Here is a 21,188-nt window from a genome sequence, read left to right on the forward strand (position 1 = left end):
GTGCAGGACCGGGGCCTGCCGCGCCGTCCGGCGCACGGCACGGACCACTCGGCAGGGAGGCTCCCGCCGGTGGAACACGGGAAGGTGCGGCAGCAAGTAAGCTGTGTGCCACGGTGGCCTTTTCCGGCTACGCTCGCCGGTCCTGGTCCGGCCGCGGTAGGACATGAATTCTCTGAACAGGTAGTGGCATGGGCGAGGGGCGGATGCAGGCGGTCATGGGGAGGCTGGCAGCGCTGTCTCCTGCGTCGATGCACGTGGTGTTCGCCGTGCTGCTGGCCCTGGCCGCCATTTTCGGACGCAACACCAACCTCGAGGCATCAGGGCTCGCCCTGGTCTGGCCCGCTGCCGGCATCCATTTCCTGTGGGGGCTCTGGGCCTCGCGGGCGAGGCGGGACTTCGTCGTCGCACTCGCCGCCGCGCTGCCCATCCTGGCCGTGGTCAACATCGTCACCGGCCTCAGCCCGACGCTCGGCCTGGCGGTGGCCGTGGGCAGCGTCGTCCAGACGTCCGTCGCCGTGTACTTCTTCCGGCGGCTCGTCCCGGCCCTGCGCGTGCAGACCGTGGGGGACTACCTCCTGCTCGGTGTGGTGGCCCTCGGAGCGTGTTCGGTGGGGGCGCTGTTCATCGTCACGGGCAGCGCCATCAACGGCTCCGCCGAGCCGTTCTCGGCCTTCATCCCCTGGCTGGTCCGCCACGCGGTGTCCCTGGCGGCGCTCGGCTCGCTCGGCATCGTGATCGCTTCGGGCATCGTGGCCCGCGCGAACGGCGAGCACCGACCGCCCCTGACCGTGGCACGCCGGGCCGAGTACGCGCTCCTGGCCCTGGTCTCCGTCATCCTCTACGTCGCCACGTTCGGTGCCGTCGCGGCCCTGCCGATCGCCTACACCACGATTCCCGCCCACATGTGGGCCGGACTCCGGCTCCGGGCGGGGTGGGCCATGCTGCACGGGCTGGTGAGCGGCGCCTTCCTCCTCTTCTTCACCCTCGCCGGCCTGGGGCCGTTCCAGGAACTCGGCGCGAATGTCGCCGCGTACGTAGCGCAGTCCTTCATGTTCATCGCGTTCTCACTCTCGGCGGTCCTCGCCCTCAGCATGGACGAGCGACGCCGCCTGATCGACAGCCTCTACCGCGCCAACGAGGAGGCGAAGGCCGCAGCGGACCTCCGGGACCTCGTGATCGGCAAGATGAACGACGGCGTCCTGGTCGCCGGTCCGGACCGGCGCCTGATCTTCCAGAACGAGACGAGCGAGCGATGGCTGGGCGAGGGAACAGCCCGTCCCGGCGAGGTGTGGCGGCGCGACTACGAAGTGGTCACGCCCGGCGGCGAACCCCTGGCGGAGGCAGACAACCCGCTGACGCTCGCCCTGCAGGGGGAGGTCACCGAGCGGATGGACGTCGACCTCAGGCACCTGTCGGGCGAGGTCATCCATCTGTCCGTCGACGCCATCCCCCTGCCCGGTGAGCGCGGCGCGGTCGTGGTCATGCACAACGTGACCGGCGAGCGCCTGTACCAGCGCGACCTCGGCCGCTTCGCATCCGTCGTCGCGCACGACCTCCTGACGCCGCTCACGGTGTTCGACGGGTGGCTCGAGCTCCTCGAGGACCCGGACCTGCCGGTCGCCGAGCGGCAGGCGAGCATCGAGCGGCTCCAGCAGGCGAGCCTGCGCATGCGGACCCTCATCCGCAACCTCCTGGCCTACAGCCTGGCCAAGGAGGAGCGGCTGACGGCCTCGAGGATCGACGTCGCCCGGATCGTGGAGGGCATCATCGACCTGCGGACGGCACTGCCCGGGACGCAGCTTCCCGCAGTCCGCTTCGAGGTCTGTGCGCCCCATCCGGTCTACGCCGACGAACGCCTGTTCCTGCAGCTCATGGAGAACCTCGTGGGCAACGCCATGAAGTACGGAAAGACCGACGGCACGGGGGAGGTGGCCGTCACCACTTCCGTGGAGGAGTCCACGGGCAGGACCCTGGTGCGCGTGCGGGACAACGGCATCGGCATCCCGGCGAAGGACCTCGAGCGTGTCTTCGAGGAGTTCCACCGCTCCGAGAACGGTCTGGGCCAGGCCACGGGAACCGGGCTGGGGCTCGCCATCTGCCGCCGTATCGTCGAGAGCCACGGCGGGTCCATCACCGTGCGGAACGTGGCGGAGGGCGGGGCGGAGTTCACCGTCAGCCTGCCGGGAGCGCCGAACCAGCTGCCGGAGGGCGTTGCGCTGGTCGATGCGGAGGAATTCCCCCGGGTCCCGGCTCCCTGACCCGACGCGCGGTTCTACCCTTCCGAGCGCGGGAACAGCTTGGGTGAGCCTCGGTGGCCCTTGCCCTCGCGCAGGCCGGCCAGCACCTCGGCCATCGCGTCACGCGACGAGTGCTTCGCTTCCCACCCCAGTTCGGTCCGGGCCCTCGAGGTGTCCATGACGGGGCTCTGCGCGGCCATGTCGATCCAGCCCGGGTCGGTCCGCTGGAGGCCCAGCCCCCAGCTCGCACCGACGAGCCACCGCAGCAGGCGCACGGGGAACCCCAGTACGCGGCGGGCGCCCAGCAGGTCGGCGACGCGCTCCGGCGTGAGTTCCGGCTCGGCGGCGATGTTGAAGGCGCCGGAGGCGCGGCGGGCCACGACGCGCCAGTAGGCGTCGGCGACATCCTCCGCGTGCACGGCCTGGAAGATGAAGGACTTTGGGATCGGAATCAGTGGCAGCGGCAGCCCGCCCAACAGGATCTTCGGCACGAGGGGGCCCAGGAAATAGCGGCCCACTTCGCTGCCGGCCCGCTCCTGGAAGATCAGCCCGGGCCGAAGCCGCGCTACGGGGATCTCGGGGTGGTCCTGCTCGAAGGCGTCCAGCAGCCGCTCCTGCTCGGCCTTGTGCCGGCTGTAGTGGGAGGACTGGATGCCACCCGTGGGCCAGGACTCGTCCCTGCGGGTGTCCTTGCCCGACGGCGAATAGGCACCGACGGAGGATGCGCAGACGAACTGGCGGACTCCGGCTGCCCCCGCCGCCGCCAACGCGTTGGCCGTGCCGGTCACGTTGGTCCTGTGCATGGCCGCCTCGTCGCGGTTCGGCTGGATGGCCCACGCGAGGTGCACGACGGCGTCGGCCCCGGCCAGGGCGAGCGTGAGGGCGTCCTTGCCCTCGTCGGTGCCGATGTCGATGGCGTGCCAGTCGACGCCGTCGTACGGGGTGCGCGACGTGTCCGGCACCGTGCGGGCGACCGCGGTGATGGAGATGCCCTCCATGCCGCCGGAGGTGTCGTAGCCCGAGTGCTGTATCGCCTCGCGGTCGCGGGCGGCCCGCTGCAGCCGGGAGAGGACCGCCGTGCCGACATTTCCTGTGGCACCGATGACTGCTATGCGCATGGTTCTACTCCTAGGCCTGCTGGTCGTGCCGGACACGGGCGCGTCCCGATCGAGACTGGACTACTAAGCAAGCTTATGGTGCAGTTGAAGGAGACGTACAGCCGCAAGGGCACGCGCCGCCGATTCACAGGCAAGAGCGGGAGGTATCCGTGAGCAATAACAGCAGGGTAAGCAGCGAGCCGCGCAGTGACACGGCCAAGAAGGCGCAGACCGCGCCCGATCCGAACGATCCGCGGAAGCCGGATGATCCGAAGGACGTCAAGAAGCCGGCCTGGAAGTACGTGTTCAAGCGATCGCTCAACGAGTTCGGCAAGGACCAGTGCACCGACCTGGCGGCCGCGCTGACGTACTACGCGGTCCTCGCGATCTTCCCCGGCATCCTGGCCCTGCTGTCCCTCCTGGGACTGTTCGGGCAGGCCCAGGCCACCACCGACCAGGTCCTGGAGATCATCGGCCAGTTCGCCCCCGCGGATGCGGTCGAGACGATCAAGCCGACCATCGAGAACCTCGCCTCCAACCAGGCGGCCGGACTCACGTTCGTCATCGGCCTCCTCGGCGCCATCTGGTCGGCGTCGGGCTATGTCAACGCCTTCTCGCGGGCCATGAACCGGGTCTACGAGGTCGAGGAGGGCCGCGGGTTCTTCAAGCTCCGTCCGCAGATGCTCCTCATCACCGTCGTCGTCCTCGTGCTGATCGTCATCATGGGCCTCATGCTCGTCCTCTCCGGGCCCGTGGCAGAGGCGGTCGGTAACACGATCGGACTGGGCGGTACGGCCCTCACCATCTGGAACATCGCCAAGTGGCCCGTCATCGTGTTCTTCGCGGTGCTCATGATCGCCGTGCTGTACTACGGCTCACCGAACGTCAAGCAGCCCAAGTTCCGCTGGATGAGCCTGGGCGGCCTCATCGCCCTGATCGTCCTTGCGATCACCACTGCGGCGTTCTCCGTCTACGTCGCCAACTTCGGCAGCTACGACAAGACCTACGGCGCCATCGCCGGCGTGATCGTCCTGCTCCTGTGGATCTGGCTCGCGAACCTCTCCCTCCTGTTCGGCGTGGAGTTCGACGCCGAGATGGAGCGCGGACGTGAACTCCAGGGTGGCATCGAGGCGGAGGACGGCATCCAGCTTCCGCCCCGCGACACCAAGGCCGCGGACAAGAAGAACGAGAAGCACCGCAAGCTCGTCAACGAGGGGCGCGAACTCCGCGAGAAGTACGGGCGGGAAGCCACCCGGCGCTGAGCCGCACGAACCCTGCACCAGGAGGCCCGGGCGTGTCAACGCCCGGGCCTCCTGCATGTCCGCCGTCCTAGACTGGCAGCATGACCGATCCACAGCAGCCCGACTCGTCCGTGCACAGCACCAAGGGGGCCTACGTGACCTCCGGTGAGGAATTCACGCGGGACTCGCAGTACATCGAGACGAGGATCACGCGCGACGGCGCCGACGGCTACCCGGTCGAGGCGGGGCGCTACCGCCTGATCGCCGCCCGGGCCTGTCCCTGGGCCAACCGCACCATCATCGTGCGGCGCCTCCTCGGGCTGGAGGACGCGATCTCGCTCGGCACCCCGGGGCCCACGCACGACAGCCGATCCTGGACCTTCGACCTCGATCCGGACGGCAGGGACCCTGTGCTCGGCATCGAGCGGCTCCAGGAGGCCTTCTTCAAGCGGGACCCCCACTATTCCCGGGGCATCACCGTGCCGGCGATCGTGGACACCACCACCGGGGCCGTCGTGACGAACAACTTCCCCCAGATCACGCTCGATTTCTCCAGCGAGTGGAAGGACTTCCATCGCGAGGGCGCCCCCGACCTGTACCCCGAGGCGCTCCGCGAGGAGATCGACACCGTGAACAAGCGCGTCTTCACCGAGGTGAACAACGGCGTGTACCGGTGCGGCTTCGCAGGCTCGCAGGAAGCGTACGAGGCCGCCTACGACCGCCTCTTCGCGGCGTTGGACTGGCTCGAGGAGCGCCTGACCTCACAGCGGTTCCTCGTCGGGGACGCCATCACCGAGGCGGATGTCCGGCTGTTCACCACGCTCGTCCGGTTCGACCCCGTCTACCACGGCCACTTCAAGTGCAACCGGAACAAACTGACGGAGATGCCCGCCCTGTGGGGCTATGCGCGCGATCTGTTCCAGACGCCGGGCTTCGGCGACACGATCGACTTCGAGCAGATCAAGCAGCACTACTACATCGTGCACGAGGACATCAATCCCACCAAGATCGTCCCCAAGGGGCCGGACCTCGCGGGCTGGACGACCCCGCACGGGCGGGAATCGCTCGGCGGACGGCCCTTCGGGAACGGGACGCCGCCGGCCGCGGAGTAGCCGGCAGGGCGGTACCGGCCGGCCTGCGCCCGGCCATTCCCGCACCGGCATTAGGGAACAAAGACGTTTCTTAATTGCGAGCAGCGCAGGCTACCCTTACCTCAGACCGATCGACCGTCCGAGGGAGGCACCATGGCAGTCCAGGCCTCCGCGGTGCGACCTGCTCCGGGCGGGGTGCCGAGCCCGGTCACACGCCGCCGGGTCCCGGCATCCCGCACCCTCGCCGAGCTCGTCCTGGCCGCCCTCGTCCTCCTGGTGTTCTGCTTCGCGTCGCTCACCATCGGTGCCCGCTCGGTCGGCCCCGCCACCGTGATCGACGCCGTGACGGCCTTCGACCCCTCGAACGGCGACCACGCCGTCGTCCTCTCACGCCTACCGCGGACCGTGATCGGGCTGCTCGTCGGGGCGGCGCTGGCAACGGCAGGGGCCGCCCTGCAGGGGATCGCGCGGAATCCGCTGGCAGATCCGGGGATCCTGGGCATCAACGCCGGAGCCTCCCTCGCCGTGGTCCTCGGCATCTACGTCTTCGGACTCTCCACCGCCGCCGGCTACATCTGGTTCGCCTTCGCGGGTGCGGGTGCGGCAGCGCTCGCGGTCTACGCCGTCGCGAGCCTCGGACGGGAAGGCGCGACGCCGGTCAAGCTCGCACTGGCCGGTGCGGCCCTTGCCGCGGGCCTCGGGAGCCTCACCAACGCCGTCCTCGTGTCCAGCCAGGAAACCCTCGACGCCTTCCGTTTCTGGCAGGTCGGAACGCTCTCCGGCCGGGGCTGGGACGTCATCGGCACCGTAGCCCCCTTCCTGCTGGCAGGCCTCCTACTCACCCTCTCCACCGGCAAGGTCCTCAACAGCCTCGCCCTGGGCGACGACGTCGCCCGCGGCCTCGGCCAGAACGTGAACCTGGCCCGGGGCATCACCGCCCTGGGCGTGGTCGTCCTCTGCGGCGCAGCCGTCGCCGCAGCCGGGCCGATCGCCTTCGTGGGACTCGTCATCCCGCACATGGTGCGCCTCGTCGTCGGTGCCGACTACCGCTGGATCCTGCCGTTCTCGGCCCTCCTCGGGCCGGTTCTGCTGCTCGGAGCGGACATCATCGGCCGGGTGGTCCTGCCGCCGGGCGAGGTGCAGGTCGGCATCATGACGGCGGTCGTGGGCGCTCCCTTCTTCGTCTGGCTCGTCCGGCGGCGCAGGATGGCGCACCTGTGAGCACGTCGGTCGATCCCACCCCCGTCATGCCTGCGCGCGCTGCGGCACGCCCCGCAGCAGGCCTCGCCGCCGCACGCGTCCGGCGCCACCGGAGCACCGGCGCACGCGTAGCGGCGGCAGCCGGCGTCGTCGTCGTGCTGTTCGCCGTGAACATCCTGCTCGGCACCTACACCGTGACCATCCCGGACTTCTTCCGCATCCTCGGCGGCGCCGACATCTCGGGTGCCAGCTTCATCGTGATGGAGAACAAGCTGCCGCGGGCCATGATCGGGCTCCTGGTCGGCATGGCCTTCGGCATCGCGGGAGCCGTCTTCCAGACCATGCTGCGGAACCCGCTCGCGAGCCCCGACATCATCGGCATCAGCTACGGGGCGAGCGCCTCGGCGGTGACGGCGATCGTCCTCTTCGGCGCCGCCGGCGCCGCCGTGTCCTTCTCCGCGCTGATCGGGGCCATGGTGGTCGCCGCGGCGATCTACCTCATCTCGCGCCGCGGGGGAGTCGCGGGTTACCGGCTGATCCTCGTCGGCATCGGCTTCGCGGCGGTGATGCACGCACTCGTGAGCTTCCTCATCACCCGCGCGGACCTCCGCACGGCGAGCGACGCGCTGCTGTGGCTCAACGGGTCGCTGAACTCGAGCACCTGGGATCGCGCCACGGTGCTGGTCGCCTCCCTCGTCGTCCTGCTGCCCGCCGCCGCGATCCTCTCCCGCAGCCTGCAGGGACTCGAACTCGGCGACGACGCCGCCGCCGGCCTCGGCATCCGCGTCGAGGCGGCGCGGCTGGGCCTCATGTCCAGCGCCGTCGCCCTCGCCGCCGTCGCCACCGCTGCGGCCGGGCCCATCGCATCGATCGCCTTCCTGTCCGGGCCGATAGCCCGGCGCCTGCTCGGCAACCGCCCATCGCTCGTGATGGCAGCCCTCGTGGGTGCCGGAATCGTCCTCGGGGCGGATTTCGTCGCCGCGAACCTCATTCCCGGGACGTCGCTGCCCGTCGGAGTGGTGACCGGCGCGCTCGGTGCGCCGTTCCTGCTGTGGCTGCTCGCCACGGCGAACCGATCAGGCCAGGGAGGCTGAGCATGGCTGAACGCCAGGACCCCACGGCGCCGGACACCCTGTCCGCTGCGGGGCTCACACTCGCATATGACGAGCGCACCGTGGTCGACGGCCTCACCGTCGACCTTCCGGCGGGCAAGGTCACGGTGATCGTCGGCGCCAACGCGTGCGGCAAGTCGACCCTGCTGCGGGGTCTCGCCCGGCTCCTCAAGCCGGTCGCCGGCACGGTGGTCCTCAACGGATCGGACATCCATTCGCAGTCCACGAAGGCCGTGGCCCGCGTGCTCGGGCTCCTGCCGCAGACTCCGCTCGCCCCGGACGGCATCAGCGTCGCCGATCTCGTAGGGCGCGGGCGGTACCCCCACCAGGGGTGGTTCCGGCAGTGGACACCGGAGGACGACGCCGCCGTCGCGGACGCGCTCGAAGCGACGGACACGCTGGCCCTGGCCGACCGCAGCGTCGACGAGCTGAGTGGCGGCCAGCGCCAGCGCGTGTGGATCGCGATGGCCCTCGCGCAGCAGACGGGGATCCTGCTGCTCGACGAGCCGACCACGTTCCTCGACGTCACCCACCAGATCGAGGTGCTCGATCTCATCACCGACCTCAACAGGCGCTCCGGGACGACCGTCGTCATGGTGCTGCACGACCTGAACCTCGCGGCACGCTACGCGGACCACCTGATCGCGATGCGGGACGGCCGGATCGTCGCCGAGGGGGCGCCGTCCGCCGTCGTCACCGAGGACACGGTCTCGGGCGTGTTCGACCTGGCATGCCGCGTGATCGAGGACCCGGTGTCCGGCACGCCCATGGTGGTTCCCATCGGCAGGCACCACGGTGCCGCCGCGCCCGTCCGTCCCCCGACATCCCCGGCCGGCCGCGAGCCGCTCCGGGGCTACCGACCCAACCCGCAGGACATCGTTCCCGCCCACGTGGAGGCAGCATCATGACCGAAGTCACCCAGCGAAGCGCGCGGCGCACCACGGCGGACACCGAGCCCATGGTGCTGGCATTCGACGTCGTCGTCACGGCGGTCCAGGACCTCAGCTCCACGTTCCGCCGCATCACTTTCGGCGGCACCTGCCTGGCGGCGTTCGGCGTGGCGGGGGACACCCTCGATCTCCGGATCAAGATCGTCATCCCCGCGGCGGGGCGCGAGTGCCCCGACATCGCAGGGATGATGAGGCGCGGCGACTCGGCGAACTGGTACCAGCTGTGGCTCGGCATGGAGGCGGAGGAGCGCGGCTCCATGCGCACCTACACCGTGCGTGAGTCCCGCTGCGGCGGGCCGCAGCCGGAGATCGACGTCGACTTCGTCATGCACCTCGACGCCGACGGGCGCGGAGGGCCCGCGTCGGAGTGGGCGGCAGCGGCCCGGCCCGGCGACCGTGTCTGCGTGATCGGCCCCAACTCCGCCGCGGCCCAGTGCGCGACGGCGGGTGCCTACGGCGGGATCGAATGGAGCCCGGGACTCGCGCAGCACGTGCTGCTGGCCGGCGACGAGACGGCCGTGCCGGCCATCAGCGCGATCCTCGAGGCCCTGCCCGCGGACATCGGCGGCCATGCCTTCCTCGAGGTGCCGGGCGAGCAGGACATCCAGGACATCCGGACGCGGTCGTCCGTCGCCGTCACCTGGCTGGTGCGCGGGCGGCGGGGCCACGGCGAGCTCCTCGAGTCGGCCGTCCGCGACGCCGTCCGGGTTCCGGGCTGGGTGTCGCTCTCGGGCCCGGAGCCGGTTGCGGGGGGACGCGAGCCCGAGGACGTGGACATCGACGGATCCATCCTCTGGGAGACACCGCAGCGCCTCGAGGCGGCGATCGTGAGATCGACGGTCAATCCCGGGCGCCTCCCGGGCAGCCAGCCCTTCTACGCGTGGATCGCGGGCGAGGCAGCCGTGGTGCGTGGACTGCGTCGCTACCTCGTACGGGACGTCGGGGTGGACAGGAAGCAGGTTGCGTTCATGGGCTATTGGCGCAAGGGGCGCGCAGAGCTCTCCTGAAGCACCGGCGGCGGCCGAAACTCAGGTTTTCCCGCGTCTTTCCGCAGGATTCCGATGCCGGACCGCAGTGTCGCACGAATCATCCACAGGCTGGATAACGGAATTGTAACTACGCGTGTCCTCGCCTACTGTTTGACCAGTCAAAGCTGGTCCATGTGATCCAGGTCCGCACGCCTAACCCTGCCAGCGGACCGCCTGAACAACCTGTGGCAGGGGTGGAGGATCCACATTCCGGCGGCTCGTGCCGCCTCGGGGTGAAGCCCTCAGCACGGCGCGCCTCGGATGCGGTCCTGCCGCCGTCCGAGCCCGCGCCGAGGGGGCCGAGTTCACTCTTGCTCGAATCCGACAGCTGACTTCGTGGGCGTCCTGAGAGAGGTATGCAGTTGACCCAGACGGTCCTGTCCGGGCGCCGTCGCGCGTCCGACGAGCGCGCGCACCACCAGTCGGCCCTCCGCCGCTCCGCCCACGCCCCGCTTCCGAGCCGTCGCTCGCTCCGCGTCCAGTCGCATCCCGCCGACCCGGCGGCTCCGGCCGTTCCTGCGACTGCCGCCACGGCATCCCCGGCCGCTCCCGGTGCACCCGCGGTGCACGGCTCCGCCGTCCGGCTCCCTGCGCCGGTAGCCGCCCTGCCGGTGGCCGTCCTGACGGCGCCCGTCCTGCCCGCCTCGCCCTTCGTGGTTCCTGCTCCCGGCGTGCCTGCTCCTGCAGCACACGGGCTCGACGCCGCGCCGGACCGGACCCGCCGTGAACTTCGCGAGCGGGAGAGGGCCGGGCGCGACGCGGCGGCCACCGCTGCGCTGACGCCCGAGGCCACCGCGCCCACGCCGGCAGCCCCCGTACCCGACCTCCCCACCCGGCGGAGCGCCCGCGCGTCGGACCTGGACACGCGGCCGCAGACCCGGTCCGCACGGCGCGCAGCCCGCCACTCCTCGACGCTCCTCCGCGCAGCCGCAGGGCCGACGCCGCTGGCACGGTTGCGTGACAACGCGGCCACCGCGGGTATCGTGCTCGCCTCGGCGGGCCTCCTCATGGGGGCCGTCGCGCCATCGGCCGCCACCACGCCCGCCGGCGCCGACGGTGTCGCCCTCGCCTCCGGGATCGCGCCGGCCGTCACCGCGCCGGCGGAGGCCACGGTCATCTTCGCCCTCGAGAGCGCAGGTCCGGCCGCCGAGGGGATCGCGCCGAGCATCGCCGACGCGCGGGCGCTCTCGGCCTCGCTGACACCCGCCGCGAAGGAGCGCAAGGCCTTCGGTGCTCCTGTGGACAACCCGGTGGTCGCCTCGACCTTCGGGTACCGCGTGAACCCCCTGGGCGGCTACGGGTCCGAACTCCACACCGGCCAGGACTACGCCAGCGCGTGCGGCACCCCAATCAGGGCGGCCGACGCGGGAACCGTCGTCGACTCCGGCTGGCACGCGTACGGCGGAGGCCAGCGCATCGTGATCGACCACGGTGACGGCTTGAAGACCACCTACAACCACATGAGCGCTCTCGGGGTCGTGGTCGGGGCCACGGTGAACCGTGGCGACGTCATCGGCGCGGTTGGCAGCACGGGCAACTCCACCGGCTGCCACCTGCACTTCGAGGTCCTGGTCGATGACGAGAAGGTGGACCCGCAGCCCTGGCTGTGACTACCCGGCGGTGAGCATGTCCCGGTTCGGGAGGTGCCGCCTCCTTCCGCTACGGCAGGGGCTCGCTGACGACGGCGGGGTCCTTGTAGCCCAGCGGCATCCGGAGCCGGAGCGAGTCGGGCTTCATCTCGAAGGCCATGTGCGTCGCCTTGCCCAGCGGGTCGCCGTCGAGCTGCACCTCGAGCGGCTCGCGCAGGGTGACCTCCGCCGTGCGGCACTGGAAGTACTCGAGGGAGGGGTCCTTGCCCTTGCCCTTGCCGCGTGTGAACAGCTTGCCCGCAACGGCGAGCCAGCCGAGCCTGCCCTTGGGGGCGACGGTCATGAGGTCCATCAGGCCGTCGTCGATCTTCGCGCCGGGAAAGATCTCGAGGCCGCCCATGATCTTCCCGCAGTTCCCGCCCATCACGCTGCGGAGACGGCGCTCGAAGGGCCTGCCGCCGTCCACGGAGATGGTGGTCCGGGCCGGCCTGCCCGGGAGGTTCCTGATCCCGGCGTCGACATAGGCGAGCCAGCCCACCTTGTCCTTCAGCTCGTCACGCGTGTCGGACATGATGGCGGCGTCGTAGCCGATACCGGCCATGACGAGGAAGACGTGGGCGTCCTGCGCCCGGTCCACCGTCACGTGCACGACGTCGATGGTGCGTTCGGTCCCGCGGAAGGCGGCTTCGACGGCGGCGTCCGGGTCGTCGACGGCGATGTCGAGGTTGCGGGCCAGGAGGTTCCCCGTGCCGAGCGGCACGAGCGCCATCATGGTGCCGGTCCCGGCCAGTTCCTCGGCGACGCAGCGGACCGTGCCGTCGCCGCCGGCCGCGATGACGAGGTCTACCCCGGCGTCGAGAGCCTGGCGCGCCTGGCCGTGACCGGGATCGTCCGCCGTGGTCTCGATGACGAGGGGATCCTCCCAGCCGTCCTCGGCGGAGATGCGGCGGACGGCGCCCGCCACATCGGAGGTGGTGGCCTTGATGGGGTTGATGATGAGCGCGGCGCGACGGCCGCCCGATCCGGCGTCCGCGACCACGCCGGCAGTCGCCTCGGATGTAGCGTCGGTGGGCATGGTGTCCTTCGTGCGGGTGTCAACGGGTGGGTGCGTCGAGCTTATCCCGGTGCCCTCCGGTGCCGAGGGTAATCTTTTGGACGTGACTTACACTTCGCGATACGTGGCCCTCGGCGATTCCTTCACGGAAGGGGTGGGCGACTGGGACCCGGCGTCCCCCAACGGCGTCCGCGGCTGGGCCGACCGCGTCGCCGAGCAGCTCATCCTCGCCGACCCGTCCTGGGGCTACGCCAACCTCGCGATCCGCGGCAAGAAGATGCGCCAGATCCTCGACGAGCAGATCGACGCCGCCCTCGCCCTGGAGCCGACGCTCGTCACGATCTACGCCGGCGCGAACGACATCCTGCGCCCGCGGATCGACATCGACCTCCTCATGTCCCACTACGACGCCGGCATAGCCCGGCTCCGCGAGGCAGGCGCCGACGTCGTGCTCTTCACCGGATTCGACGCCTCGGGCTCCGCGGTCTTCGGGAAGACCCGCGGCCGCACCGCCGTCTACAACGAGTGGGTGCGCGAGATCGCCGACGAGCGTGCTGCCACGGTGGTGGACTACTGGCGCCTCCGCGAGTTCCAGGACTGGAGCTACTGGGATGTGGACCGCATGCACATGTCCACGGCGGGCCACACGCTCATGGCCGCACGGGTCCTCGAGGCCATGAAGGCCTCGCACCAGGTGGACGTGCCGGAACTCGAGGCGCGCCCGGCCCTGAAGCGGATCGAGCAGCTGCGGGCCGACGCTCAGTGGGCGCGGGAGTACCTCACGCCGTGGGTGGGCAGGCGCCTGCGCGGTGTCTCCTCGGGTGACGAACTGGTGCCGAAGTACCCGGCCCTGGGCCACCCGCACTGGGCGTCCGTTCACGCCTGAGGCCCTCGAAGGAACACGGTGCCGGCGCCGCCCGCAACCGTGCACGGGCAGGGGCGGAGCCCTACGGCGCCTGTGGGGCGGTATGCCAGAATGAGGCAATGGCGGCGCAATGGCTCACACCCGACGAGCGGCGGGCATGGCTGGCACTCTACGCACTCACGTCCCTGCTCCCCGCGTCACTCGATGCCCACCTGTTCCGCGAGGCCCGCATCACCCTGTTCGACTACCACGTGCTGGCGATGCTGTCGGAGTCGGAGGGCACGCGCCTGCCGATGAGCGAGCTCGCGGCCCGTTCGACGGCCTCGCTCTCGCGTCTCAGCCACGTGGTGAAGAAGCTCGAGGGGCGAGGCTGGGTCACCCGGCTGCCCTCCGATTCCGACGGCCGCGTGACCACCGCGTCCCTCACCCCCGCCGGCCTCGGGATGCTGGCGGAACTCGCGGTGTCCCACGTCTCCCAGGTGCGCTCCCTGGTCTTCGACTCCCTCGACGGACGGGACGTCGCGGACCTCGAACGGGTGGGTCGCAAGATCCTGCGCGGCATGGACAGCGCCCACTGGATCCTGTCCGACGGCGAGGCGGCGGCCGAGGGCGCCGTGGCAGGCGGGGTCGCTCCCTCTGCGGGTAGCCGGGAGCCGCTGCCCGCACTCCACCAGGCACACGACGCCGGGCAGTGATCCTGGCAGGACAGGACGGCAGATGAACCAACACGCGCAGTTCCGGCACCAGCCACGGATCCTGGCGATCGTCCTGGCGGGCGGTGCGGGAGGCCGCCTCGGAGCCCTCACCGACCACCGTGCGAAGCCCGCCATGCCCCTCGCCGGCAGCTTCCGGCTCATCGACGTCGCGCTGTCGAACCTGCACCACAGCGGCATCTCCGACGTCTGGATCATGGAGCAGTACCAGCCGAAGACCATCAACGACCACCTCCGCAACGGACGGCCCTGGGACCTCGACCGCACGCGCGGGGGACTGCTGGTGCTGCCTCCCTTCAGCGGACACGAGGGCGAGGGGTTCGCCGAGGGCAATGCGGACGGCCTTCTCCGGCAGGCCTCCTTCATCCGGGACTTCGCGCCGGACCTCGTCCTCGTCCTCAGCTCGGACCACCTGTACCGCCTCGACTACCGCGACGTCGTCGACACGCACCGCGCCGCCGGCGCCGCCCTGACGATGGTCACGGTCGACTTCGACGGCGACGCCTCCAACCACGGCGTGGTCGACGTGGACGACGCCGGCAGGGTCACCGGCTTCGCCTACAAACCGGAGGAGCCGCGGACGAGCGTCGTCGCGGCGGAGGTCTTCCTGTATTCCGCGCCGGCTCTCCTCGATGCGCTCGAGCACCTGCAGGACGGCCGTGAGGGACTGGGTGACTACGGCCACCACCTCGTGCCGCACCTCGTGGAGCAGGGATCCGTCGTCGAACACCGGCTCGAGGGATACTGGCGCGACCTCGGGACACCGGCCAACTACCTCCGGGCACACCTCGACCTCGTGGACGGCAAGGGACTGGATCTCGCGGATCCGCAGTGGCCCGTCCTCACCGAACCCCCGCAGCTGGTCCCGGCCTTCATCGGGGAGGGCGCCGTGATCGCGAACTCGATGATCGCACCGGGCGCGGTGGTGCACGGGACGGTCCGCAGGAGCGTCGTCGGGTCGGGGGCCACGGTGGAGGCCGGAGCGGTCGTCGAGGATTCCGTCCTGCTGAACCGCGTCCGGCTGACCGACGGTGCCACGGTGCGGCACGCGATCGTCGATTCCGGCGCTGTCGTCTCCGGCGAGCGCATAGGCGCGGGCCCGGACGCCCCGGCGGTCGTGGACCGGCACGGGCGGATGGACGACTGACCCGTTTTGGTCAGGCCAGATCCTGCCGGTAGTATGGTAGGGCGTTTGGCTGTGGCTGACGCCGACCCGTCTGCGGACGGAGCGGAGTCCGCGCAACTACCCGCGACTACCTGGAATGTAGGGCTGCGCCGGCCAAAAGGCCGCGCGGCCCGATCTTCACCGTCTTCCCCGCGGCGAGGCGCTTCGGCAGGTTCTCACCCTGCCAGGCCAACCTCCGGAAAGCTGCAGTAATAACGGTGTCATTACTGGTGGCGGGACGCCCAACAAGTGATTCCGTCACGTTCATCTAATCTGGAGGAGAGTTATGGCAGCCCACTGCCAAGTGACCGGAGCCGAGCCCGGCTTTGGACACAGCATTTCGCACTCGCACCGCCGCAACAAGCGCCGGTTCGACCCCAACATTCAGAAGAAGCGCTACTACGTGCCTTCCCTGCGCCGCAACGTGACGCTGCAGGTCTCCGCCCGCGGCATCAAGACGATCGACGTCCGCGGCATCGAGGCTGTCGTCGCGTCGATCCTCGCGAGGGGAGTGAAGCTCTAATGGCAAAGGACAAGGACGTACGTCCGATCATCAAGCTGAAGTCCACCGCAGGGACGGGCTACACCTACGTGACGCGCAAGAACCGTCGTAACGATCCGGACCGCATGGTCCTGATGAAGTACGACCCCAAGATCCGCAAGCACGTCGAATTCCGAGAGGAGCGCTAACCATGGCCAAGAAGTCAAAGATTGCTCGCAACGAGCAGCGCAAGGTCATCGTCGAGCGCTACGCGGCCAAGCGCCTCGAGCTGAAGAAGACCCTCGTCGACGAGAACGCCACCGACGAAGCACGCGAAGCCGCTCGCCTCGGCCTGCAGAAGCTTCCCCGCAACGCCTCGCCGGTGCGCCTGCGTAACCGCGACCAGATCGACGGGCGCCCCCGTGGCACGCTCCAGAAGTTCGGCATCTCGCGTGTCCGCTTCCGCGACATGGCTCACAGGGGCGAACTGCCCGGCGTGACCAAGTCGAGCTGGTAGCAGCCTCCGGGACCCCGTGTCCCACCAGTACCACCTGCCGCTTCGCGCGGTGAACGAAGAAGCCGGCAGCCCTCGGGTTGTCGGCTTCTCCGTTTCCCGGTGCGGCTGCTCGTATGGCCGCCACCGGCGCCCAACAGCCCGAAAACGCGCGACCAAATGCCGAAAAGCCGCGTGAACACGCGGAAGAGGGCAGCCGAACTGATAGGTTTTCGAACAGAGGCTTTTCGACTACCGTGAAAAGCTCGTTCAGAAGAGTGACGTCCAGGAGGACCAAAAGTGGCTAAAAACCGTAGTGATCTTGTTGCCGAGGTAGCAGCGAAGGCTGACACCAGCCAGGCTGCAGTCAACAGCGTCCTTGACGCTCTGTTCGACGTCTTCGCCGAGTCCATCGCACAGGACGAGAAGATCACCATCCCCGGATGGCTTGCCGTCGAGCGCACCAGCCGCGCAGCGCGCACCGGTCGCAACCCCCAGACCGGTGAGACCATCCAGATCGCCGCCGGCCACAGCGTCAAGCTGACCGCCGGCTCGAAGCTGAAGGCTTCCGCCAAGTAGTTCGCGGATCGCTGGAGGACCGCTGCCTTCAGGGCAGCGGTCCTCCGTCGTTTAAGCCTTCACGGCCCGAGCCGGGGCGCCGGCGGGAGCGGCCCGGGGAATTGGCCCTATTTCTACTGCGGGTAGAGAATGGTGTATGTGTCGACTACAGCAAAGCAACCGCGCGAGGCGCTCACCAGTGCTGCGCCGGAGCGTGCCATCGGGGTCGGCTGGCTGATCGCCGCCGGTGTCGTCGTCTTCGCCGCCCTCGTCGTCGCCCTGTTCTACTCGGGTGCCGCAGCAGCGAGGCAGCTCGGCGATCCGGGCGCCCTGACCCGGTGGGGCCTGCCCGTCGCGAAGGTGCTCAACAACACGGCAGCCGCCGCGACCATCGGAGCCCTCGTCTTCGCCGTCGTCATGCTGCCCCGGAAGGTCGGCGGCAACGGCAGGAAGCCGAAGGAGTCGGCCGCGGAGCACCCGGCCTTCACGCGTGTGCTCCTCCTCGCCTCGGTCTCGGCCGTCGCGTGGACGCTCGGAGCACTGGGCGTCCTGGTGTTCACGTATTCGGATGCTGCGGGACTGCCACTGAGCACCGATCCCACCTACACGCAGGGGCTCGCCGCCTTCTTGACGGACTTCTCCACGGGGCGCGCCTGGCTGGTGACCTCGATCGTCTCCGCAGTGCTGGCCACGATCCTCTTCGGCGTCCGGTCCCAGAACGGCCTGGCGCTGTCCATGGTGCTCGCTCTCCTGAACCTGCTGCCCATGGCGCTGATCGGCCACTCGGCCAGTGGGGACGACCACAACGCCGCGGTCAACTCCATCGCGCTGCACCTCGTCGGCGTCTGCCTCTGGGTGGGCGGCATCATCTCCCTCGCCGTGGTCAGCGGCACCCTGGGCCGGGACGCCCTGCCGGTCCTCAAGCGCTTCTCCGCGCTGGCGGGTTTCGCCTTCCTCCTCGTAGTGGGCTCAGGTGTCGTGAACGCCAGCCTCCGGATCACCGATCTCGCGCAGCTGAGCTCCCAGTGGGGGCTCCTCGTCACCTTCAAGACCATCGCCACGCTCCTGCTGGGCGGCATCGGGTGGATGCACCGGCAGTGGATCATCCCGCAGCTCGAGGCGTCCACCGGAACCGTGGCCTCCAAGCTGTCCGCACGCCGGGTGCTGTGGCAGCTCATCACCGTCGAGCTCGTCATCATGGGCGCCGTGTCCGGGGTGGCCGGAGCCCTCGGCCGGACCGCGCCGCCACGCGCCGAGGAGCTGCCCACGGAGGCCGGCCCGGCGCGGATCCTCACGGGGTACGATCTCCCGCCCGAGCCCACCGCGGCCCGCTGGCTCACCGAGTGGCGGCCGGACTGGCTGTGGATCACCGTCGCCCTGACCTTCGGCGTCGCCTACATCCTCGGCATGGCCAAGCTGCACCGCCGCGGCGATTCGTGGTCTCCGGTGAGGCTCATCAGCTGGCTCGTGGGCCTGGCACTGCTGACCTACTTCACCTCCGGCGCACCGGCCATCTACGGCATGGTCCTCTTCAGCGCCCACATGGTGGACCACATGGCGCTGACCATGGTGGTACCGCTCTTCCTCGTCCTCGGCGCGCCCGTCACCCTGGCGCTGAAGGCGCTCGGCGCGCGGCGCGACGGTACCCGCGGCCTGCGGGAGTGGATCCTCGTGATCGTGCACTCGTGGCCGTCGCGGATCATCACCCATCCGCTGTTCGCAGCGGGCAACTTCGTGGCGTCGATCATCGTCTTCTACTACTCGCCGCTCTTCGGCTTCGCCCTCCGCGAGCACGTGGGCCACGAGCTGATGATCACCCACTTTCTCATCACCGGCTACATCTTCGTGCTCTCGATGATCGGGTCCGATCCGGTTCCGCTGCGCGCCCCGTACCCGATGCGGATCCTGCTCCTCTTCGCGACCATGGCCTTCCACGCCTTCTTCGGCGTCACGCTCATGGGCTCGACGTCCCTGCTCGAGGCCTCCTGGTTCGGCAACATGGGCCGGAACTGGGGTGCCTCCGCCCTGGCCGACCAGCAGGTGGGCGGTGCGGTCACGTGGGGTGTCGGCGAACTGCCGACGCTCCTGCTCGCGATCGGCGTGGCCGTCATGTGGTCCCGTTCTGATGCGCGCGAGACGAAGCGCAAGGACCGCGCGGCGGACAGGAATAACGACGCCGACCTCGCCGCTTACAACAACATGTTCGCCGACCTCGCCGCGCGCGATGCCGGCCCCCGCCGTCCCGGTCAGCAGGGCACCGCGCGGGTGACCACCACTGCAGGAGACGATGAATGACCGAGACCACCGTGCGCACCGGCTACCGCGTGCGCGGCTCAGCCCTGACCGGCCGTAACTGGCTCAACACCGGCGGCAGGCAGCTGCAGCTCGAGGACCTCCGCGGGAAGATCGTGATCCTCGACTTCTGGACGTTCTGCTGCATCAACTGCCTGCATGTCCTCGATGAGCTCCGGCCCCTCGAGGAGCAGTACTCGGACGTCCTCGTCACCGTCGGCGTGCACTCGCCGAAGTTCGAGCACGAGGCCGACCCGGTGGCCCTCGCCGCCGCCGTCGAGCGGTACGACATCCACCACCCCGTCCTCGACGACCCCGAGCTGACTACCTGGCAGGCCTACACGGCCCGTGCGTGGCCCACGCTCGTGGTGATCGACCCCGAGGGGTACATCGTGGCGCACCTCTCCGGTGAGGGTCACGCCGCCGGTCTCACCTCGCTCGTCGAGGAGCTCGTGGCCGAGCACGAGGCCAAGGGGACGCTGCACCGCGGGGACGGCCCGTACGTCCCCGCCGAAAGCACCGCAGGGGACCTGAAGTTCCCCGGGAAGCTCCTCGCACTGCCCGCCACCGGCACCTTCCTCGCCGGTGACACCGGGCACCACAGGCTCGTGGAACTCGAAGCGGACCTCGTCACCGTGCGGCGCACCATCGGCTCCGGCCGGAAGAGCTTCCGTGACGGAGGCGCCGGCGAGGCCGAGTTCAACGAACCCCAGGGCGTCGCGCTGCTGCCGGCCGAGCTGGCCGCGGAGGTCGGGTACGACGTCGTCGTCGCCGACTCCGTGAACCACCGCCTGCGCGGTGTGGACCTCGCCACGGGGGAGGTGCGCACCCTCGCGGGCAACGGCACCCAGCGACTGCTCGACGCCGGCAACCACACCAAGACCGGGCGGCAGGAGAACTCCCAGGAGATCGGGGCACCCAGCGAGACGCCACGGCTCACCGAGACACAGCTCGGCACCGATGCCCTGGACATCTCGCTGTCCTCGCCGTGGGACGTGCTGTACTCGTCGGTGCTGGAGCGTGTGGTCATCGCCATGGCCGGCACGCACCAGATCTTCAGCTACGATCCCCGCACGCACGCCGTCGAGGTCCTCGCCGGGACGGGGCTCGAGGGACTGCTCGACGGCGACGCCTCGGCGGCCTGGTTCGCCCAGTCCTCCGGCCTCGCCGAGGACGCCAACGGCACCATCTGGATCGCCGACTCCGAGACGTCCTCGGTGCGCCTGCTGTCCTTCGTCGAGGTGAACGGACGCAGCAGGGTCCAGGTCCAGACGGCGGTGGGAACCGGACTGTTCGACTTCGGCTTCCGCGACGGCGATGCCGAGCAGGCACGCCTGCAGCATCCGCTGGGCGTCACGGCACTGCCGGACGGTTCGATCGCCATCGCGGACACCTACAACGGCGCCGTCCGCCGGTATGATCCCGCGACCCGCCAGGTGTCGACCCTGCTCCGCGGTCTCTCCGAGCCGTCGGACGTCCTCGTGGACATGACGCCGGTGGCCGACGGCGGTGATCCTCTGCTCATCGTGGTCGAGACGAACCGGCACCAGCTGGTCCGTGTGCCGCTGCCCAAGGAAGCGCTCGCCGTGGACGAGGGAGCATCACAGACCCAGCGCCCGAAGACGCCGATGTCGGCAGGACCCGTGGCCCTCACCGTGCGCTTCGCCGCGCCGAAGGGCCAGAAGCTCGACGACCGCTGGGGTGATCCCACGCAACTCAAGATCAGTGCCTCGCCGGAGTCCCTCCTCGTCTCGGGCGGCGGCACGTCCACGGGGCTGACGCGTGAGCTCGTCCTCTCGCCCGATGCGGGCGACGGGGTGCTGCACATCACCGCGCGCGCGGCGTCCTGCGACGGCGAGCCGGGCGGGGAGATCCCCGACCACGCGGCATGCCACATGTACCAGCAGGACTGGGGCATCCCGGTCTCGATCTCGGCCGACGGGGACACCGCCCTGAGCCTGGATCTGCGCGGCCTCGACTGACGTCGTCCTGACAGCACGAAGGGCATCGGCTTCCCGGCCG

19 protein-coding genes and 1 riboswitch are annotated in these 21,188 nt (G+C 69.9%); of the genes, 17 read left to right on the forward strand and 2 right to left on the reverse strand.

Translation table 11 applies throughout. The features are described from left to right. The first annotated feature begins 188 nt into the window (after positions 1 to 188). Positions 189 to 2,258: an ATP-binding protein gene (locus tag ACIQCY_RS01175; protein ID WP_400482059.1), complete on the forward strand. Its 2,070-nt coding sequence runs from the start codon at positions 189 to 191 to the stop codon at positions 2,256 to 2,258. 14 nt (positions 2,259 to 2,272) lie between these two features. Here ACIQCY_RS01175 and ACIQCY_RS01180 read toward each other — a convergent pair whose 3' ends face one another. Continuing rightward, positions 2,273 to 3,355: an NAD-dependent epimerase/dehydratase family protein gene (locus ACIQCY_RS01180; RefSeq protein WP_400482060.1), complete on the reverse strand. Its 1,083-nt coding sequence runs from the start codon at positions 3,353 to 3,355 to the stop codon at positions 2,273 to 2,275. A gap of 149 nt (positions 3,356 to 3,504) precedes the next feature. Between ACIQCY_RS01180 and ACIQCY_RS01185 the strand changes: the two genes are divergently transcribed. From ACIQCY_RS01185 to ACIQCY_RS01215, 7 genes are all read left to right on the forward strand, one after another. Further along, positions 3,505 to 4,596: a YihY/virulence factor BrkB family protein gene (locus ACIQCY_RS01185; protein WP_400482061.1), complete on the forward strand. Its 1,092-nt coding sequence runs from the start codon at positions 3,505 to 3,507 to the stop codon at positions 4,594 to 4,596. An 80-nt stretch (positions 4,597 to 4,676) separates the two neighbouring features. After that, on the forward strand, positions 4,677 to 5,687 hold the full coding sequence (locus ACIQCY_RS01190; RefSeq protein WP_400482062.1) for a glutathione S-transferase family protein: 1,011 nt from the start codon (positions 4,677 to 4,679) through the stop codon (positions 5,685 to 5,687). A gap of 132 nt (positions 5,688 to 5,819) precedes the next feature. Then, complete coding sequence (locus tag ACIQCY_RS01195) at positions 5,820 to 6,887, forward strand: FecCD family ABC transporter permease (RefSeq protein ID WP_400482063.1); 1,068 nt, start codon at positions 5,820 to 5,822, stop codon at positions 6,885 to 6,887. Between the two features lie 26 nt (positions 6,888 to 6,913). After that, a complete protein-coding gene (locus ACIQCY_RS01200) occupies positions 6,914 to 7,960 on the forward strand; it encodes a FecCD family ABC transporter permease (RefSeq protein ID WP_400482425.1) in 1,047 nt (348 codons plus the stop codon). Between the two features lie 2 nt (positions 7,961 to 7,962). Continuing rightward, entirely contained in the window at positions 7,963 to 8,886 is a 924-nt protein-coding gene (locus ACIQCY_RS01205; RefSeq protein WP_400482064.1) for an ABC transporter ATP-binding protein, read from the forward strand. Next, a complete protein-coding gene (locus ACIQCY_RS01210) occupies positions 8,883 to 9,935 on the forward strand; it encodes a siderophore-interacting protein (protein ID WP_400482065.1) in 1,053 nt (350 codons plus the stop codon). The genes ACIQCY_RS01205 and ACIQCY_RS01210 overlap by 4 nt, the downstream gene beginning before the upstream one ends. A 161-nt stretch (positions 9,936 to 10,096) precedes the next feature. Then, a riboswitch (cyclic di-AMP (ydaO/yuaA leader) is annotated at positions 10,097 to 10,315 on the forward strand. 3 nt (positions 10,316 to 10,318) lie between these two features. Beyond that, entirely contained in the window at positions 10,319 to 11,566 is a 1,248-nt protein-coding gene (locus tag ACIQCY_RS01215; RefSeq protein WP_400482066.1) for a M23 family metallopeptidase, read from the forward strand. 49 nt (positions 11,567 to 11,615) lie between these two features. Here the strand turns inward: ACIQCY_RS01215 and ACIQCY_RS01220 are convergent, their stop codons facing one another. Beyond that, entirely contained in the window at positions 11,616 to 12,584 is a 969-nt protein-coding gene (locus tag ACIQCY_RS01220; RefSeq protein WP_400482426.1) for a diacylglycerol/lipid kinase family protein, read from the reverse strand. 118 nt (positions 12,585 to 12,702) lie between these two features. On the opposite strand from ACIQCY_RS01220, the gene ACIQCY_RS01225 reads away from it, so the two are divergent. From ACIQCY_RS01225 to ACIQCY_RS01265, 9 genes are all read left to right on the forward strand, one after another. After that, positions 12,703 to 13,485, forward strand: coding sequence for an SGNH/GDSL hydrolase family protein (locus ACIQCY_RS01225; RefSeq protein ID WP_400482067.1), 783 nt, complete (start codon positions 12,703 to 12,705; stop codon positions 13,483 to 13,485). Between the two features lie 98 nt (positions 13,486 to 13,583). Further along, entirely contained in the window at positions 13,584 to 14,159 is a 576-nt protein-coding gene (locus tag ACIQCY_RS01230) for a MarR family winged helix-turn-helix transcriptional regulator (protein ID WP_400482068.1), read from the forward strand. 22 nt (positions 14,160 to 14,181) lie between these two features. Beyond that, a complete protein-coding gene (locus tag ACIQCY_RS01235) occupies positions 14,182 to 15,324 on the forward strand; it encodes a glucose-1-phosphate adenylyltransferase family protein (protein ID WP_400482069.1) in 1,143 nt (380 codons plus the stop codon). A gap of 304 nt (positions 15,325 to 15,628) precedes the next feature. Continuing rightward, entirely contained in the window at positions 15,629 to 15,865 is a 237-nt protein-coding gene (gene rpmB / locus ACIQCY_RS01240) for a 50S ribosomal protein L28 (protein ID WP_136452626.1), read from the forward strand. Further along, the gene (rpmG, locus tag ACIQCY_RS01245; protein WP_019481734.1) at positions 15,865 to 16,032 is read left to right on the forward strand and encodes a 50S ribosomal protein L33; all 168 of its coding nucleotides are present in this window, start codon (positions 15,865 to 15,867) and stop codon (positions 16,030 to 16,032) included. The genes rpmB and rpmG overlap by 1 nt, the downstream gene beginning before the upstream one ends. 2 nt (positions 16,033 to 16,034) lie before the next feature. After that, positions 16,035 to 16,340 (forward strand): 30S ribosomal protein S14, encoded by a 306-nt coding sequence (gene rpsN, locus ACIQCY_RS01250; RefSeq protein WP_026545363.1) that lies wholly within the window; start codon positions 16,035 to 16,037, stop codon positions 16,338 to 16,340. A 276-nt stretch (positions 16,341 to 16,616) separates the two neighbouring features. After that, positions 16,617 to 16,895, forward strand: a complete 279-nt coding sequence (locus ACIQCY_RS01255) for an HU family DNA-binding protein (RefSeq protein ID WP_400482070.1) — start codon at positions 16,617 to 16,619, stop codon at positions 16,893 to 16,895. A gap of 138 nt (positions 16,896 to 17,033) precedes the next feature. Then, complete coding sequence (locus tag ACIQCY_RS01260) at positions 17,034 to 19,169, forward strand: cytochrome c oxidase assembly protein (RefSeq protein WP_400482071.1); 2,136 nt, start codon at positions 17,034 to 17,036, stop codon at positions 19,167 to 19,169. Beyond that, positions 19,166 to 21,148 (forward strand): NHL domain-containing thioredoxin family protein, encoded by a 1,983-nt coding sequence (locus ACIQCY_RS01265; protein ID WP_400482072.1) that lies wholly within the window; start codon positions 19,166 to 19,168, stop codon positions 21,146 to 21,148. The genes ACIQCY_RS01260 and ACIQCY_RS01265 overlap by 4 nt, the downstream gene beginning before the upstream one ends. The last annotated feature ends 40 nt before the right edge of the window (positions 21,149 to 21,188 follow it).

This window comes from Arthrobacter sp. NPDC092385, from assembly GCF_044755105.1.
GTDB lineage: Bacteria > Actinomycetota > Actinomycetes > Actinomycetales > Micrococcaceae > Arthrobacter_D.

What these genes read in the sequence shown, in the direction of transcription:
- ACIQCY_RS01265 (WP_400482072.1), top strand. Translation starts at nt 19,166, where the DNA reads ATGACCGAGACCACCGTGCGCACCGGCTACCGCGTGCGCGGCTCAGCC.
- ACIQCY_RS01205 (WP_400482064.1), top strand. Translation starts at nt 7,963, where the DNA reads ATGGCTGAACGCCAGGACCCCACGGCGCCGGACACCCTGTCCGCTGCG.
- rpsN (WP_026545363.1), top strand. Translation starts at nt 16,035, where the DNA reads ATGGCCAAGAAGTCAAAGATTGCTCGCAACGAGCAGCGCAAGGTCATC.
- ACIQCY_RS01200 (WP_400482425.1), top strand. Translation starts at nt 6,914, where the DNA reads ATGCCTGCGCGCGCTGCGGCACGCCCCGCAGCAGGCCTCGCCGCCGCA.
- ACIQCY_RS01195 (WP_400482063.1), top strand. Translation starts at nt 5,820, where the DNA reads ATGGCAGTCCAGGCCTCCGCGGTGCGACCTGCTCCGGGCGGGGTGCCG.
- ACIQCY_RS01210 (WP_400482065.1), top strand. Translation starts at nt 8,883, where the DNA reads ATGACCGAAGTCACCCAGCGAAGCGCGCGGCGCACCACGGCGGACACC.
- rpmG (WP_019481734.1), top strand. Translation starts at nt 15,865, where the DNA reads ATGGCAAAGGACAAGGACGTACGTCCGATCATCAAGCTGAAGTCCACC.
- ACIQCY_RS01230 (WP_400482068.1), top strand. Translation starts at nt 13,584, where the DNA reads ATGGCGGCGCAATGGCTCACACCCGACGAGCGGCGGGCATGGCTGGCA.
- ACIQCY_RS01180 (WP_400482060.1), bottom strand. Translation starts at nt 3,355, where the DNA reads ATGCGCATAGCAGTCATCGGTGCCACAGGAAATGTCGGCACGGCGGTC.
- ACIQCY_RS01175 (WP_400482059.1), top strand. Translation starts at nt 189, where the DNA reads ATGGGCGAGGGGCGGATGCAGGCGGTCATGGGGAGGCTGGCAGCGCTG.
- ACIQCY_RS01190 (WP_400482062.1), top strand. Translation starts at nt 4,677, where the DNA reads ATGACCGATCCACAGCAGCCCGACTCGTCCGTGCACAGCACCAAGGGG.
- ACIQCY_RS01235 (WP_400482069.1), top strand. Translation starts at nt 14,182, where the DNA reads ATGAACCAACACGCGCAGTTCCGGCACCAGCCACGGATCCTGGCGATC.
- rpmB (WP_136452626.1), top strand. Translation starts at nt 15,629, where the DNA reads ATGGCAGCCCACTGCCAAGTGACCGGAGCCGAGCCCGGCTTTGGACAC.